Source organism: Cryptosporangium sp. NPDC051539 (assembly GCF_044454545.1).
Taxonomy (GTDB): Bacteria; Actinomycetota; Actinomycetes; order Mycobacteriales; family Cryptosporangiaceae; genus Cryptosporangium.
On record NZ_JBITDV010000006.1, the window covers coordinates 482,453 to 497,390 of the forward strand.

Genomic DNA, 14,938 nt, shown 5'->3' on the forward strand with positions numbered 1-14,938 from the left:
GGGGTTCACGGGCGCCGCCGCAGGGACGGGTCGAGGAGCGCGGGCGGGGTCGCGAACTTCTCGTGGGGAGCCAGGTCGAGGCCGGGGGCGACGATCGCGTCGATCGCGTCGAGGACGTCGGCCCCGAGCACCGTGTCAGCCGCTTCCAGCTGACCCCGCAGGTGGTCGAGCGTGCGCGGGCCGACGATCGCCGAGGTGACGCCGGGGTGCGCGGTGACGAACCCGAGCGCGAGCTGGATCATCGTGAGGCCGGCCTGATCGGCGACCTTCGCGAGCTGTTCGACGGCGTCCATCCGGCGCTGGTTGGCCGGGATGCTGGTGTCGAACCTCTGCGGCATCAGGGAGGCCCGGTGGGAGGTGGCGGGTTGCCCGGCGCGGACCGCGCCGCTCAGCCAGCCCGACGCGAGCGGGCTCCAGGCCAGCACGCCCATGCCGTACTCCTGGGTGACCGGCAGGACGTCGGCTTCGATTCCGCGCTGCAGGATCGAGTAGCTCGGCTGCTCGGTGGCGTACTTCCGCAGGCTGTTCTCTGCGGCGGCGTGGTGGGCCTGGACGATCCGGTAGGCCGGGAACGTCGAGGAGCCGAAGGAGCGGATCTTGCCCGCGCGCTGCAGGTCGGTCAGCGCCGAGAGGGTCTCCTCGTCGCTGGTCCTGGGGTCCCAGCGGTGGATCTGGTACAGGTCGACGTGGTCGGTGCCGAGCCGCCGCAGGCTGTCGTCGAGCGCCGTGTGGAGCCAGCGGCGGGAGCTGCCGCGGTGGTTGCGCTCGTCGCCCATCGGCTCGTTCGCCTTGGTCGCGAGGACGACGTCGTCGCGACGGCCCTTGATCGCCCGGCCGACGAGCTCTTCGGACTCGCCCTGGCTGTACATGTCCGCGGTGTCGATCAGGTTGATGCCGGCCTCCAGGGCGGCGTCGACGATCGCGGTGGCGTCGTCCTGGGTGGTGCGGCCGATCGCGCCGAAGTTCATCGCGCCCAGGACGAGCGTGCTGACCTGCACTCCGGTGCGGCCCAACGTGCGGTACTGCATGAGGGTCTCCGTCGGTAAGTGGAACCTTGTTCCGACTAACGTAGCGGAACAATGTTCCGGTTGCCAGGGGTAGGGCAGAATGGGGGCATGACGGCACCGACCAGGCGGGCAGACGCTCAGCGCAACGCGAAGGCGCTGCTGGAGGCCGCGGCGGCGGAGTTCGTCACGTCGGGTGTCGAGGCGCCGGTGCGAGACATCGCGGCCCGGGCCGGCGTGGGGGTCGGCACGGTCTACCGGCACTTCCCGAGCCGCGCGGACCTGATCGTCGCGGTCTACCGGCACCAGGTCGAGGAGTGCGCCGAGGCCGGCCCGGCGTTACTGGCCGCCGAGGCCTCGCCCTATGCGGCGCTCGACCGGTGGATCGGCCTGTTCGTCGACTTCCTGGTCACCAAGCACGGGCTCGCCGCGGTCCTGCGCTCGGACGACTCGCAGTTCGAGGCGCTGCACACGTACTTCCTGGATCGGCTCGTGCCGGTGCTGACGGGCTTGTTCGAGGCGGCCGTGGCGTCCGGCGAGATCCGGTCCGATGTGGAGCCGTTCGCGTTCATGTACGCGGTGGGCAACCTGTGTGTCGGCAACGACCCGCGCTACGACGCCAGGCAGCTCGTCGGGCTGCTGATCGCGGGGCTGCACCGGTAGGAGCGGCGGGACGCCGGCCGGGGCGGGGCGCGCTGCCGTGCGGCCGCGGGCGGGGGAAGATGGGCCGGTGGGGGAGCAACCGGCGACGACCGAAGACGGGCATTTCGTCGTCATCGACGGGCGACGGTGGCGGGCCACCGATCCGGCGATCCCCGAGGACGTCGCCGCCGAGCTGCGGCGGGCGCTGATGGCCGCACGCCGGGACGTCGGGGCCGCGCTGCGCGCCGGGGACGATCCGGCGCCGGCCCGGGCGCGGGTGCAGGCCGCGAAGGTCGCGCTCGGCGAGCGCGGCACGCCGTGGTGGGAGCAGACCCTCGACGAACGCCGCCGCCGCTGGGAGCGACGCCCGGACCGAGACGCCCGGACGGAGACGCCGGGCTAACCGGTGCGGACCGGCAGGCTGAGGAAGCCCTTGATGCTCAGGCTGTCGCGGTGCTCCGCACGCCCCGACCGGGAAAGCTCCGGGAAACGCCGCAACAGCGCCGGGAACGCGATCTGGGCCTCCAGACGCGCCAGCGGAGCGCCCAGGCAGTAGTGGATACCGCCGCCGAACGACAGCGGCGCGTTGTCGGCGCGATCCAGCCGCAACTGATCGGGGTCGGCGAACCGGGCCGGATCGTGATTGCCCGCACCCAGGTACGCCACCACCCGTTCGCCCGCGCCGACGGTCAGCCCGGCCAGCTCCACCGGCTCGGCGGTCACCCGCGAGCTCAGGTGCACCGGGCTGTCGAACCGCAGCAACTCCTCGACCCCGGACGGCGCCAGTTCCGGCTGCGCGGCCAGCGCCGCGGCCTGCTCCGGGTGGTCCAGCAACGCGACCAGGCCGTTCGCCAGCAGGCCGGTCGTCGTCTCGAAGCCGGCCGCGAACAGCAGCGCCGCGTTGGCCAGGATCTCGTCGTCGGTGAGGCGTTCGTCGGTGGTCTGGGCCTGCGCCAGCGCCGACAGCAGGTCGTCGGCCGGGAATCGGCGTCGTTCGTCGAGGAGCTCGGCGAGGTAGTCGCGGATCATCGCGGCGGCCGGGTCCGCCCGGGCGAGCACCGCGGGCGTGATCACCTCGAGCACCTGCGTCCAATCGCGCACGAGCGTCCGGAACTGCGCCCGATCGGCCTCGGGCACGCCCAGCAGCTCCCCGATCACCTCTACCGGCAGCGGAAACGCGAACGACTCCACAAAATCCACGTCGCCGCTCATCGCGTCCAGCAGATCGTCGACCAGCGTCTCGATCACCGGACGGAGGGTCTGGACCCGCCGGGGAGTGAACGCGGAGCTGACCAACCGGCGCAGACGGGTGTGGTCCGGCGGGTTGAGCAGCAGCATGGTGGTGAACATCTGCCGGAGCGCGGGGTGGTCCTCCCAGTCGGCGAAGCCGAGGAACGCCAGCATCTCTGCCGGCGGGTGCACGAAACGGCCGTCGCGGACCACCGTGGTGCACTCGTCGTAGCCGGTCACCACCAGCGCACCGTCGTCCGCGCGGACGATCGGCGAGATCTCGCGCAGACGGGCGTACCGCGGGTAGGGGTTCTCCCGCCCGACCATCCGCGTCAGCTCGTCCAGCAGGAGGGACACTTCCGGACTTTGCACGATCTGCGGCACCCGCCCACCCTAGTGGACGGTGCTCGCCTCCCAGGGAGAAACGATCCGCCGGTGGCGGCGTCGTCCCAGGTCAGTCGTGTTCGCGGACGATGGCCTCGGCCAGCGCGCGGAGCTGCTGCCGGTCGGGGTTGAAGCCGGCCGCGATGTCGGGGTGCAGGCCCGCCTTCGCCTCGGTGGTCAGCGCGGCCATGACCTGGTCGATGCCCTCGCCGGAGTAGGCGGCGCCGACCTTGTCGGCCGCGGCCTTCAACGCCGAGGTGAGCTGGTCCTCGAGTGGTCCGCGCAGCTTGCGCGCGGCCGGGCTCAGCGTGTCTTCGTCCAGGCTGACGTGCGGCTCGACCATGGGTTCCTCCGGGAGATCGTGGCGTCGTATGCGCTATGACCCCGAACGGCCGTTTTCATGCGCGAGTTTCCGCGCGAGGACCAGGAGGTATCGGTTGCTGCCGTCCCGGTACCGGCCCGCACCGTCCAATTCGGCCGACGTCACGGTGAAACCGGCGGCGGTCAGGTCGGCGCTCACCGCGGGCAGCCGGCAGTCGCGGTAGTACATGACGAACGGCGGACGCCATACCGCGTTCCGGATCCGCATCCCCGCGTCGAAGCCCAGCGTCGCCCAGTACCAGGCATCCGAGCGCGGCGGCGGTGCCTCCATCGCGAACGTGAACAGCCCGCCGGGCCGCAGGGTCCGGTGGACACCCGCGAAGACCGCGGGCCGTTCGGACGGCAGGAAATGCCCGAGCGCTCCGAACGTGACCGCGAGATCGACGCGGTGGCGGGCGAACGGTAGCGCGCGGGCGTCGGCGCGAACCCAGGTGGCGTCGGGGTGGGCGGTGCGGGCCTGGGCGAGCATGCCGGCGCTGAAGTCGACGCCGGTGACGCTCCCGCGGCACACCGATTCGAGCACTCCGACGCCCGCGCCGGTGCCGCAGCAGACGTCGAGGCCGTCGCCGAACGGGCCGAGCCCGGTCAGTACCTCGAGCATCGCGTCGAGGACGTCGGCCGCGGTGCGGAACGGGGTGTGGTCGAACTTCGGCGCGAGCAGGTCGTAGCCGTGTTCGACCGAGGAGAACGCTTGCACGGACAGTTCGCGCAGCGACGGACCCCGGGGCGAGAACACGGTCCGAGCCTAGGGGAGAGAACCGGCGCGGGCCCGCAAAAGCCCGTCCACCCCGTGCCGGAACGTCTCGCCGACGGTGGTCGGGTCGGTCAGGCACCCGGCGGCCATCGCGCCGTCCCGCAGCATGACGAAGTGCCGGGCCGCGGGCTCCGGGGGCGTGTCGGCGGTCTGGGCCAGCAGGCCGGTGATCGTGTCGAGGAACCACTGCCGGTGAGCCAGCACCACCCGGTGCACGGGGTGCTCGGGGTCGGGGTACTCGGCGACCGCGTTGAGGAACGCGCAGCCGCGGAAACCCGGCGTGCGGAGGTCGTGGGCGATGCCCGCAGCGATGGCGCGGATCACCTCTTCGGGCTTCAGGCCGCTCGCGATCACGGCGTCGACCTGGGCGCGGATCGCGCGGTCGACGTCGTCCAGGTAGGCCACGACCAGGTCTTCCTTGCCGGGGAAGTGGCGGTAGAGGGTGGCCCGGGTGATCTGGGCCTCCGCGATGATGCGGTCGATCCCGACCGAGTGGATGCCCTCGGTGTAGAAGATCCGGGTCGCGGTGGCGAGCAGGCGGCTGCGTGCTTCGGAAGGCTTCCGGTCGCTCATGGTTGCCCAGCGTAGCGGATAGAACGTTCGGTCTTGACAAGTAGCCAGGGCGACCGGGATCGTGTCGGTAGACCGAACGTTCTGTCACTTGGAGGTCCTGTGATCACCGCTCTTCGGCGGCTGTACTTCGTCCGGTTCGGGTTCGCGGTCGTCTGGGCAGCCCTGGTGGTTGCGACCGGGTCCGAACTGGGCGCACTCGGCACGACGTTGCTCGTGGTGTACCCGCTGTTCGACGTGGGGGCCGCGGTCGTTGATGCCCGGTCGTCCCGGCCGGTCGCGGGGCTGCCGGTCGGGGGGCTGCCAGTCGCGGGGCTGTACGTGAACATCGTGATCAGCCTGCTCGCCGCGGCCGGGCTGGCGTTCGCGGGCGCGTCCGGGGTGCCGGCCGTGCTCCGGGTGTGGGGCGCCTGGGCGGTCGCGGCCGGGCTCGTGCAACTCGTGGTCGCGGTGGGACGGCGCCGGCTCGGCGGGCAGTGGCCGATGATCCTCAGCGGCGGTCTCTCCACGATCGCCGGAACGACGTTCGTCCTGCAGGCGGGCTCGTCCGACCCGACCCTGAATTCGCTGGCCGGGTACGCGACCCTCGGGGGGATCTTCTTCCTGGTCTCGGCGATCCGGCTGCGCCGCGCCGCTCCGGAGCGAGTGCCCGCCGGCTAGCGACCGGCGTCGATGACCGGTTTGACGTCGACGATCGGGGTGCCGTCGACGGCCTCCAGGTCGGCTACCCGGATCCGCAGGCCGGCGATCGCCAGCACCCGGACCCGGTGCAGTCCGATCGGGTTCGGGCGGTCGGCCGACCGGGTGCTGAACACCCCGGTCATCGGGTTCCGCGGATCGTCACGCGGATGCACGGCCACGACCGACCGATCGGCCCGGTGCAGCCAGGTGAACACGAACACCTCGTCACCGATCGACAGGTTCCGCAGGCCGACCGCGACCGCCGGATCGAACACCAGCCACGCGTCGGGGCTGCCTTCCACCCCTTGCTTGGGCGCGCTCTGGGTCTCGTCCAGCGGCGATTCCACGACACCGATCGGCCGAAGGTCGTAGGTCATGGGTCCTCCGTTGCGGCGGGACGGTGGGGTGCTGCCCTCTCAGCCCTGGCGTAGCGCGTCGACGTCCAGAAGGGACCAGACCTCGGCGATCCGGTTCTCCCGGAATCGGTAGAACACGTGCTCGCCGAACGTGACCCGGGTCCCGGTCGGTTCCCGCCCTTGGAACGGCTCCACCGGCGTGCAGTCGAAACGCAGCCGGCAGGCGACCTGGTCCCCGTCCACGACCAGGTTCTGGACGTCGTAGAGGAGGTCGGGAATCCGGCGGGCGTCGTCCTCGAGGAGCGAGCGGTACTCGGCCAGCGTCATCGGGCCGTCGTTGTAGACGAGTTCATCGGCGACGTACCCGGCCAGGTCGTCGAACCGGCGACTGTTCAAGGTCGCGAGATACTCGAGATAGTGGCTTCGCAGATCGACCATGGGGCCACGCTAACCGTTCGCTTTCGGCACCTGTCGTGGCCGTATCGTTCGTTTCCGGGCTGTCGGGCCGGCGAGCGCGGTTGGCAGGCTCGTACTCATGCCTGACGACAAGGTCAACAGGGTGCTGCGGCTGTGTGTCGGCGGCGCGCTCGATTCCGCGACCGACGAAAACCTGGGCGCCGCACTGCGTGCCGCGGTGACCAGCGGACACGCCGCGGTCCACGTCGACGTCAGCGCGGTCACGTTTCTCGCGTCCTCGACGGTCGACGAGCTCGAACGGACCGCGCGGACGGCGGCCGAGTACGGGTGCGAATTCCGGCTGGTCAACCCGGGCGAACTGACCGCGATTATCCTCGACGTCACCGGGGCCTGGCCCACCCTCTGCGGCCCGGACGCCCGGCCGCCGCAGCCCCGACGTCGCCGGGCCGGTCGATACGCCGCCCGAGCCGAGGCCCCCGCGGCCGAGGTTGTCGCGGCCGAGGCCGTCCGGGCCGAGGCCGGCTGCACCGGGCGGGCGGCCGGGGTCCCGCCGGTACGAGGGCGGCCGGCGGGGCCCCTGGCGCGAGGGCGGTCGGCGGGACCTCTGGTACACGCGCCGCACCTCCGGGCGGACGCCGAACTCGCGATCGCCCGCGCCGACCGCATCCGCCGGGAGGCCCGCGAACTCCTGCGCCGGGTCAACCCTCGCGAAGAGTCTGACTCGGAGTGACGCGGTAGGCCCGGCGGTACAGGGCGGCGAACCGGCCCGGGCTGGGGAATCCCCACCGGCACGCGACGGCGGTCACGGTCGTCGTGGCCGGATCGGCCGCACGCAGGGCCTCGTGCGCCCGGCTGAGCCGGACGCGTCGCAGATACTCCATCGGGGTCAGGTTCAGGTGCCGCCGGAACGCGAGCTGAACCGCCCGGATGCTGACGTGGGCCGCCCCGGCGATGTCGGCCACGGCCACGTCGTCGTGGGCGCGGTCCTCGATGAACGCGATCGCGCGCCGCAGAGCGTCCGGATGGGCGTCGTGCCGGTCGGCCGCGGCGGGATCAGTGAACGCCGTATTCGGGAAAGCGGTCAGTGTCGCGGCCGCGAGCATGCGCGCGGCGCTACCGATGATCAGCGGCGCAGCCGCGGCCTCCGGGTTGGCGAGCAGATCGGCGACGTAGCGGCGGGTGGCCCACCAGTGTGCGGCGGAGGCCGCGTTCACCGGTTCGTATCCGGTGAAGCGGATCGGTGCCGGCTGCCGGTCGGGAGCGCCGGCCGCGATCTGCGCGAGCAGCACCGGGTCGATGAGGCAGTTCTGGATCTCGCCGCTCATCCAGTGCGAGGAGTGGGGGCGGTCGGGGTCGTTCATGAGGAAGATCGCGCCGGCGTCGTAGTGCCGATCGGCGCCGTGGGTGGCCCGGGCCAGCTGGGAGGTCACCGTCCTGGTCACGAGCAGCTTGTTCAGGGGCTCGACCTCGAACTGGAGGTCGGCCGACTGGTAGACGGTCTCGAGCGCGAACACCCCCGCGTCGATGCGCTTGTGCCGCAACACCTGCTGCTCGGCCGCCCCGCGCATGCGCATCGACGTGCCGTAGACCTCGATGAGGAACTGCTCGACCCCGTCAGCGCTGGAGAAATCGAATTCTGAGATGCGTGGGGGCGCTGGTTGCACGGACGCTCCTCACTTGCGCAGCGTGTGGCTGGGGAGCACGCCGAACCGTCGTCGGTAGGCCGCGGCGAACTGTCTCGCGCTGGCCCAGCCCCAGCGACGCGCGACCGTGGCGACCGTGACCCCGTTCGCCGGATCGGCGTCGCGGAGTTCCTGGGCGGCGCGCTCCAAGCGGATCCGCCGCAGGTAGCCGATCGGCGTCGCGTCGACGTGACGCCGGAACGCGTACTGCAACGCTCGCCCGCCGATGCCCGCGGCGACCGCGATCTGCTCCAGCGTGAGCGGCTGGTCGGCGTGCGCCTGGATGAACGCGGCGGCCCGGCGGACCGGTGCGGCGCCGACCCAGCCCGGACCGGGCCGGTAGGCGCCGGTCAGCGCGCTGTTCGGGAACACGTGCAGCGCGGTGATCGCGGCCGTGCGGGTCAGCTCCTCCGACAGCAGGGCGTCGGGGGCCGGTGCGTCGTCGGACAGCAGGATCGCGCTGGTCAGGTTCACCAGCGCGGTCCACTGGCGGGCGAGCGCCGTCGAGATCGGCCGGGTCGAGTCGAACCGGAGGTCGGCCGGGCGGATCCCGGCCGTCTGCTCGGCCGTCTGGGCCATCCGCGTCGCGGGGAGCTGGAGGGTCCGTACGCCCATGTCGAACAGCTCGACGTCGAGGGGGCTGCCGAGCGGGTAGAAGTAGTTGTCGCCGGCGTGCAGCAGCGTTTCCTCGCAGCCGTTCACGACCCGGAGGCGGCCGTAGCGGATCGACAGGAAGACGTAGTGGTCGAACGGATCGGTCAGCGCGTTGTAGTCGACGTTGGAGCGGACCTCGCCGGCGGCGATGCCGGTGTGTTCGGCGACCGTCGCGGTGAACCGGGCGCTCCGGTCCGAGCCGAGGAAGCGCATGCGGTTGCCGACGTAGATCTGACGGATGAACTCCTCGGTCTCCGCCTCGTCGCGCGTCGAGATGCGGAACCGGTGCACGGGGTCTACTGCGTCGTCCATGGCCAGGGTCACCTCCGGAGGGGAGCGGGACCCGGTCGCCGCTGCCGCGGAGATCCTACGGACGAAAACCCCGTTAACGCCGCCCCGCTCTCCGGGCTAGGCGGACGTCAGTTCGTGCCATCCGTGCGTCGCCAGCGCCTCGGCGATCTCCGCGTGACCGGCGGCGTCCGGATGGTCACCGTCCGCCGCCAGGTACTTCGTCGGATCAGCCGTGAACGGCCCCACCAGATCGACGCAGGTCGCGGCCTCCGACGCGGCTCCCGCGCAGATCGCGGCGTTGGCCAGCGCCGTCACCTGGCGGCTGATCGTGCGGTAGGCGGTTCCGAGCGACGCGGCCTGATCACCGTCGCGGAACACGTTCCAGTAGTCGGTCACCAGCACTTCCGTGGGCTGACCGGCCCGGAGCTCGCGGATCCGCTCCACGATCGCGGTGACGTCCGCCTGGATCCCCGGCATCTCCCGCCGGAAACAGCCGAGATCACACCCGCCGTCCTGCCAGTCGGCCAGCGATCCGGCGAGATCGTTCGCGCCGATCGTCACCAGGACGATGTCGCTGTCGGCCACCTGCCAGGCGGTTTCGCTGTCGCCGTTGAGCGTCGCGAGGACGCCGTCGCTGGTCTGGCCGGGCACGCCGAGATTCCGGCTGGTCACCGGCACCCCCGTGCGTTCCCGGGTGAGGTCGGCGTACAGGTCGGTGAACGGACGGCAGTCGCACGCGCTGCCCGCCGTCACCGAGTCGCCCAGCGCGGTGATCGTCCACGGCCCGGTCGGCCGGGTGGCCGACGCGACCGGCGCCGGCATGTAGTCCACCACGAGCAGGGTAGCGAGAAGCATCACCAGGAGCCGAAACGTTGCCATCAGGGCGGACGGTAACCCGCCAACCTGTGTACAGCGAGTTTTCAGGTTCCGGCGCCCACACTACGGGCCGTGACTCTGACCGGCGTGCCCCTCCTCGTTCTGTTCGCGGCCGGCCTGCTCGCCGCGCTCGCCGGAATGACGGCGCTGTGGGCCCGGCCTCCGAAAGCAGCCGTCGCCTGGCCCCTCCGGATCGCCTGCCTGCTGCTCGTGATCGCACTCCCGATCGGCCTGACCGCCGACGTCGTGAACCGCAGCCTCGGCTTCTACAGCTCCTGGTCCGACCTGCTCAACAGCCCCGGGGACGCCCGGCTGGCCGCCGCCGCCCAGTTGCGTCACCAGCAGTTGCCCACCGCCGACCTCAACCGGGCGGCGCAGCAGGCCGCGCACGGGCACGGCTCGATCGTGCCGTGGACGATGCCGGGCCCGAAGGCCGGCCTCACCCGGGACGGCCTGGTCTACCTGCCCGCCGCCTACTTCGACCGGGCGCGGCCCACCCAGCGGTTCCCGGTGATCGAGCTGCTGCACGGCTACTCCGGCAGCCCGGGCAATTGGGCGCACGCGCTGCACATCGCCGCGGTGCTCGACCGGGAGATCTCGGCCGGTCGAATCCCGCCGGTGATCGCCGTCGCCCCGAAGCTCTACGACACCCACGACGGCGAGTGCGTGGACGCCGTGCACGGCGAACGCAACGAGACCTACCTGGCCGTCGACGTACCGGCCGACATCGGGGCCGCGTTCCGGGCCTCGACCGCCCCGGGCTCCTGGTCGACGCTCGGCTTCTCCACCGGCGGGTTCTGCGCCGTCAACCTCGCGCTGCACTACCCCTACACGTACCGGGCCGCGGTGTCGCTGAGCGGCTACTTCACCGCGCTCACCGACCGCACGACCGGCAACCTCTACCAGGGCGACGCCGCCGTGCGCCGCGCCAACTCGCCGCAGTGGTGGGTGCGCCATCACCCGGTGCGTCCCTCGCTCTACGTGTTCGCGAGCGGCGGGGACCGGAGCGCGATGCGCGAAGCCCGGTCGTTCCGGAGGGCCGTGCGCAGGAACGCGGACCTCACCACGGTCACGGTCCCGTCCGGCGGGCACAACATCGGCGTCTGGAAGGCCGCGCTCCCACCGGCACTGGACTGGCTCGGGCAGCGGATGCCGTCCCCGACCACCCCGGCCGTCGTCGAGAACAACCCCCGGTCGGACGTGCAGGTTACCCTGCGACGATGAGCCGAGCCGGCACCGTCCGGGCCCGCTGGCGCGTCACCGGGATCCGGACCCGGTCGGCGGTGGCAGCGGCTCTCGTCGTGGCGGTCGCACTCACGGTCGCGACCGGGGCGTTCCTGGTCCTCTACCGGCATTCGCTGCTGCAGCGGGTCGACGACACGGTGACCGAGCGCGCGACGACGGTCGCGGCCGACATCCGGGGGTCGGGCCGGCCGGTCGAACCCCGCCGGCGTGCCGGAGACCCGGCGAGCGTCGTCGTCCTGGATCCGTCCGGGCGCCCGGTCGGCCGGGGCCGGGCGGCCGGGGCGGCCTGGCCGGCGGCGGTCGCCGGTGCTCGCGCCGGGGAGATCGTCCGCAAAGACGTAGTTCTGCCGGAGGCCGGGAACGCGCGCGTGCACCTCGTGGCGGTCGGGGTCTCGACCGGCCGCGGGACGTACCGCGTGGTGGCCTTCCGGGCGTTGAGCCCGGTGGACGAGAGCGTGGGCGACGCGGCCGGTCTCCTGCTGCTGGTCAACTCGGTGCTGCTGGCGATCGTCGCGGCCGCGACCTGGTGGTTCACCGGGCGGTCGCTGCTGCCGGTCGAGCGGATCCGGGCGAAAGTCGCGGGTATCACCGCGGAGGACCTCGGCGCCCGGGTACCGGTGCCCGGAACCCGCGACGAGATCGCCCAGCTCGCCGGGACGATGAACCGCATGCTCGACCGGCTGGAGGGCGCGGTCGCCGCTCAGCGCCGGTTCGTCGCGGACGCCAGCCACGAGCTGCGCAGCCCGCTGGCGACCGTGCTCACCGCGCTGGACCTGCTCGACGACGACGTGTTCCCGGCGGGTTCCCGGCCGACGCTGCGCCTGGCGCGGCAGGAGTCCGAGCGGCTCGGCCTGATCATCGACGACCTGCTGTTGCTGGCCAAGGCCGACGAGCACGGCCTGCGTCGCCGCGACGAGGACGTCGACCTGGACGACCTGGTGGTCGCCGAACGCGGACGGCTGGCGACCGCCGGGAAGGTCGTGGTGACGACCTCGGTCGAGGCCGTGCGGGTGCGTGGCGACCGGTTCCAGCTGGCCCGCGCGATCCGCAACCTGGCCGACAACGCGGCCCGGCACGCGGCGTCCCGGGTCGCGCTCTCGGTCCGCCGCGAGGAGGTGTCGGCCGTCGTCGAGGTCACCGACGACGGGCCGGGCGTCGCCGCGACCGACCGCGTGCGCATCTTCGACCGCTTCGTCCGGCTGGACGGCAGCCGGGAACGCGGGTCCGGCGGCAGCGGGCTGGGGCTCGCGATCGTCTGGGAGATCGTGCTGGTCCACGGCGGAGAAGTCACCGTCGGTGACGCCGAGGGCGGCGGAGCCCGCTTCCGGATCACCCTTCCGATCCATCCGGACGACGCGGCCGACGCTCCTGACGCTCAACCGCCGTCGGAGGCGAGCAGGTAGCCGGCCCCGCGCACGGTCCGCAGCGACGACCGGCCGAACGGGAGGTCGATCTTGCGCCGCAGGTAGCCGACGTAGACCTCGACGATGTTCGAGTCACCGTCGTAGTTCTCGTCCCAGACGCTCTCCAGCACCTCGGTCTTCGTGACGACGCTCCCGGCGTGGCGCATCAGGTGCTCGAGCACGCTGAACTCGCGGGGCGTGACCGCGATCTCCGAGCCCGCGCGGGCCACCACCCGGCGGGCCGGGTCGAGCGTGAGGTCGCCCGCGCTCAGCACCGCGGGACGCTCCGGCGCGCCCCTGCGCACCAGCGCGCGCAGCCGGGCGGTGAGCACCACCAGGCTGAACGGTTTGACCAGGTAGTCGTCGGCTCCGGTGTCGAACGCCTCGGCCTGGTCGTAGTCGCCGTCCTTGGCGGTGAGGATCAGGATCGGCGTCCAGACCTTGTCGGCGCGCAGCTGTTCGCACACCTGATATCCGTTGAGGCCCGGCAGCATCAGATCGAGCACGATCACGTCGTAGTGACGCTCGGTGGCCGCCCACACGCCGTCGATGCCGTTGTCGGCGACGTCGACGGCCCAGCCCTCGCGGGCGAGGCCCAGCTTGAGCGTGGCCGCGAGCCCGGCTTCGTCTTCGACCAGCAGCACACGCACGGTGACCTCCCTCTGCGATAGTAGGGTCATCTCACGGCTGCGCGCCCACGCAGCAGCACGTGCGGGGAGACCAGGAACGCCTCGGCCCGCAGTGCCGCCATCGCGATCCGGGGCACGTCCCGGGCCGACGCGTAGCACAGGAATCGCGGCTCCCACCGGGGCCGGAACTTCTCGTTCGCGCGGTAGAGCGACTCGAGCTGCCAGAACCGGGACGCGAACAGGAGCAGCCCGCGCCACACCCGCAGCACCGGACCGGCGCCGATCCGCTCACCGCGCGCGAACACCGAGCGGAACACCGCGAAGTTCAGCGAGATCCGGTCGACGCCCAGCGCGGCGGCCTCCCGGGCGGCCGCGACGACGAGGAACTCGACCATCCCGTTGACGCTCTCGCGCTCGCGGCGCATCAGGTCGAGCGACAGCCCGTTCGGCCCCCAGGGCACGAAGTGCAGCAACCCCTGCACCTGACCGTCGCGGCGCGCCACCACCACGACGCAGTCCGGGTCGGAGGGATCGCCGAGACGCGAGAGCGCCATCGAGAACCCGCGCTCGACCGGGCCGTCACGGAACGCGTCGGCGGCGGCGATGAGTTCCGCGACCTCGGCCGCGTCGAGGTCGCCCACACGGTGCACGGTCGCGGTGACGCCCGATCGCTCGACCCGGTTCACCGCCTGCCGCACCACCCGCATCGTCCGGCCCTCGAGGCTGAACGACGTGGTGTCGAGGATCGCCTCGTCGCCGAGTTCCAGCGCGCCCAGCCCGAAGCGGGCGTAGATCTCCCCGGCCCGCTCGCCACAGCCGAGGACGGCCGGGGCCCATCCGTGCGCGCGGGCCTCGGACAGCCAGGCCTCGATCGCGCCCGGCCACGCCTCCGGGTCGCCGATCGGGTCCCCGGCGGCCAGGCTGACGCCGTTGAGCACGCGGTAGCCGATCGCCGACTTGCCGCTGGCCGAGAACATCACCGACTTGTCCTGGCGCAGCGTGAAGTATCCGAGTGAGTCGTTCGAGCCGTAGCGGTCGAGCAGGCCGCGCAGCGCACTCTCGTCGGCGGGGTCGAGCCCGGGTTCGCGGCGGCCGCTCCGGAGCGCGGTCCAGCCCGCCAGCACGACCGTGAGCAGGCCGAACGTACCGGTGATGGTCTCGAACTGCCACTGGGTCGCGGTGTCGGTGAAGCGCAGCGCCGACTGTCCGGCCAGCCCGCAGAACGCCTGCCAGGCCAGGTCGGCCGTGCCCCGCAGGTGGTCGCGCCGCAGCAGCAGGAACGCCACGCCGTAGCCGGTGCCCACCACCGGGGCGCCCACGGTGACCAGCGGGAGCCACCACCTGGTGCTCGGCGGCGTCGCCCGGAACTCGTCGCGCAGTACGACGAGCAGCACCGCCAGGAGGCCCGCGAGCAGTGACTCCTCGACGTCCAGACCTTTGACGACGTTCAGCACGACGGCGGCCGCGCAGAGCGCCAGAACCGCGCGCCAGGCGGCGCGCTTGCGGCGGCGCAGCCCACCGGCGAGCAGGACGATCAGCACGCCGGTCGCCGCGACCGCGGCGTTGGCCGTCGCCGACAGCTCGACCGGGAGGAACTCGGCCAGCAGGTGCTCACGCCGCGGCAACGCGGGCAGCAGTGCGGAGACCAGCATGACCACGCCGGTCGCGAACGTCAGGCGGGTGGCCCAGCGTGCGGCGGCAGCCCGGGGGAGAGTCATGGGAGCAGATCACCGCAGTGG

At 72.2% G+C, this 14,938-nt stretch carries 18 protein-coding genes; 6 read left to right on the forward strand and 12 right to left on the reverse strand.

Translation table 11 applies throughout. From position 1 onward, the window contains the following. Positions 1-5: 5 nt before the first annotated feature. The gene (locus tag ACIBZJ_RS21400; protein WP_395932101.1) at positions 6-1,028 is read right to left on the reverse strand and encodes an aldo/keto reductase; all 1,023 of its coding nucleotides are present in this window, start codon (positions 1,026-1,028) and stop codon (positions 6-8) included. Between the two features lie 87 nt (positions 1,029-1,115). On the opposite strand from ACIBZJ_RS21400, the gene ACIBZJ_RS21405 reads away from it, so the two are divergent. Both ACIBZJ_RS21405 and ACIBZJ_RS21410 read left to right on the forward strand, forming a co-directional pair. Continuing rightward, positions 1,116-1,667 (forward strand): TetR/AcrR family transcriptional regulator, encoded by a 552-nt coding sequence (locus ACIBZJ_RS21405; RefSeq protein WP_395932103.1) that lies wholly within the window; start codon positions 1,116-1,118, stop codon positions 1,665-1,667. 67 nt (positions 1,668-1,734) lie between these two features. Then, entirely contained in the window at positions 1,735-2,049 is a 315-nt protein-coding gene (locus tag ACIBZJ_RS21410) for a hypothetical protein (protein ID WP_395932105.1), read from the forward strand. Here the strand turns inward: ACIBZJ_RS21410 and ACIBZJ_RS21415 are convergent. From ACIBZJ_RS21415 to ACIBZJ_RS21430, 4 genes are all read right to left on the reverse strand, one after another. Beyond that, positions 2,046-3,203: a cytochrome P450 gene (locus ACIBZJ_RS21415; RefSeq protein ID WP_395932309.1), complete on the reverse strand. Its 1,158-nt coding sequence runs from the start codon at positions 3,201-3,203 to the stop codon at positions 2,046-2,048. The genes ACIBZJ_RS21410 and ACIBZJ_RS21415 overlap by 4 nt on opposite strands. A 127-nt stretch (positions 3,204-3,330) precedes the next feature. After that, positions 3,331-3,603, reverse strand: coding sequence for a hypothetical protein (locus tag ACIBZJ_RS21420; protein ID WP_395932107.1), 273 nt, complete (start codon positions 3,601-3,603; stop codon positions 3,331-3,333). Positions 3,604-3,636: 33 nt separating this feature from the next. Then, positions 3,637-4,377 (reverse strand): class I SAM-dependent methyltransferase, encoded by a 741-nt coding sequence (locus tag ACIBZJ_RS21425; RefSeq protein WP_395932109.1) that lies wholly within the window; start codon positions 4,375-4,377, stop codon positions 3,637-3,639. Between the two features lie 9 nt (positions 4,378-4,386). Next, positions 4,387-4,968 (reverse strand): TetR/AcrR family transcriptional regulator, encoded by a 582-nt coding sequence (locus ACIBZJ_RS21430; RefSeq protein ID WP_395932111.1) that lies wholly within the window; start codon positions 4,966-4,968, stop codon positions 4,387-4,389. A gap of 99 nt (positions 4,969-5,067) precedes the next feature. On the opposite strand from ACIBZJ_RS21430, the gene ACIBZJ_RS21435 reads away from it, so the two are divergent. Further along, a complete protein-coding gene (locus ACIBZJ_RS21435; protein ID WP_395932113.1) occupies positions 5,068-5,625 on the forward strand; it encodes a hypothetical protein in 558 nt (185 codons plus the stop codon). Here the strand turns inward: ACIBZJ_RS21435 and tsaA are convergent. Both tsaA and ACIBZJ_RS21445 read right to left on the reverse strand, forming a co-directional pair. After that, complete coding sequence (gene tsaA, locus ACIBZJ_RS21440) at positions 5,622-6,023, reverse strand: tRNA (N6-threonylcarbamoyladenosine(37)-N6)-methyltransferase TrmO (protein ID WP_395932114.1); 402 nt, start codon at positions 6,021-6,023, stop codon at positions 5,622-5,624. The two genes, ACIBZJ_RS21435 and tsaA, sit on opposite strands and share 4 nt — an antisense overlap. A gap of 39 nt (positions 6,024-6,062) precedes the next feature. Beyond that, entirely contained in the window at positions 6,063-6,440 is a 378-nt protein-coding gene (locus tag ACIBZJ_RS21445; protein WP_395932116.1) for an ester cyclase, read from the reverse strand. A gap of 97 nt (positions 6,441-6,537) precedes the next feature. On the opposite strand from ACIBZJ_RS21445, the gene ACIBZJ_RS21450 reads away from it, so the two are divergent. Next, on the forward strand, positions 6,538-7,149 hold the full coding sequence (locus tag ACIBZJ_RS21450) for an STAS domain-containing protein (protein ID WP_395932118.1): 612 nt from the start codon (positions 6,538-6,540) through the stop codon (positions 7,147-7,149). Here the strand turns inward: ACIBZJ_RS21450 and ACIBZJ_RS21455 are convergent. The 3 genes from ACIBZJ_RS21455 to ACIBZJ_RS21465 form a co-directional block, all read right to left on the reverse strand. Continuing rightward, entirely contained in the window at positions 7,118-8,083 is a 966-nt protein-coding gene (locus ACIBZJ_RS21455; RefSeq protein WP_395932120.1) for a helix-turn-helix transcriptional regulator, read from the reverse strand. The genes ACIBZJ_RS21450 and ACIBZJ_RS21455 overlap by 32 nt on opposite strands. Positions 8,084-8,092: 9 nt before the next feature. After that, complete coding sequence (locus tag ACIBZJ_RS21460; RefSeq protein ID WP_395932122.1) at positions 8,093-9,067, reverse strand: AraC family transcriptional regulator; 975 nt, start codon at positions 9,065-9,067, stop codon at positions 8,093-8,095. Between the two features lie 96 nt (positions 9,068-9,163). Further along, complete coding sequence (locus tag ACIBZJ_RS21465) at positions 9,164-9,925, reverse strand: SGNH/GDSL hydrolase family protein (RefSeq protein WP_395932124.1); 762 nt, start codon at positions 9,923-9,925, stop codon at positions 9,164-9,166. A gap of 84 nt (positions 9,926-10,009) precedes the next feature. Between ACIBZJ_RS21465 and ACIBZJ_RS21470 the strand changes: the two genes are divergently transcribed. Both ACIBZJ_RS21470 and ACIBZJ_RS21475 read left to right on the forward strand, forming a co-directional pair. Further along, the gene (locus ACIBZJ_RS21470) at positions 10,010-11,146 is read left to right on the forward strand and encodes an alpha/beta hydrolase (RefSeq protein ID WP_395932126.1); all 1,137 of its coding nucleotides are present in this window, start codon (positions 10,010-10,012) and stop codon (positions 11,144-11,146) included. Further along, positions 11,143-12,570, forward strand: a complete 1,428-nt coding sequence (locus ACIBZJ_RS21475; RefSeq protein ID WP_395932128.1) for an ATP-binding protein — start codon at positions 11,143-11,145, stop codon at positions 12,568-12,570. Before ACIBZJ_RS21470 ends, ACIBZJ_RS21475 begins: the two co-directional genes overlap by 4 nt. Here the strand turns inward: ACIBZJ_RS21475 and ACIBZJ_RS21480 are convergent. Further along, entirely contained in the window at positions 12,543-13,220 is a 678-nt protein-coding gene (locus ACIBZJ_RS21480; RefSeq protein WP_395932130.1) for a response regulator transcription factor, read from the reverse strand. The two genes, ACIBZJ_RS21475 and ACIBZJ_RS21480, sit on opposite strands and share 28 nt — an antisense overlap. 26 nt (positions 13,221-13,246) lie before the next feature. Next, on the reverse strand, positions 13,247-14,917 hold the full coding sequence (locus ACIBZJ_RS21485) for a phosphatidylglycerol lysyltransferase domain-containing protein (RefSeq protein WP_395932132.1): 1,671 nt from the start codon (positions 14,915-14,917) through the stop codon (positions 13,247-13,249). Positions 14,918-14,938: the final 21 nt, after the last annotated feature.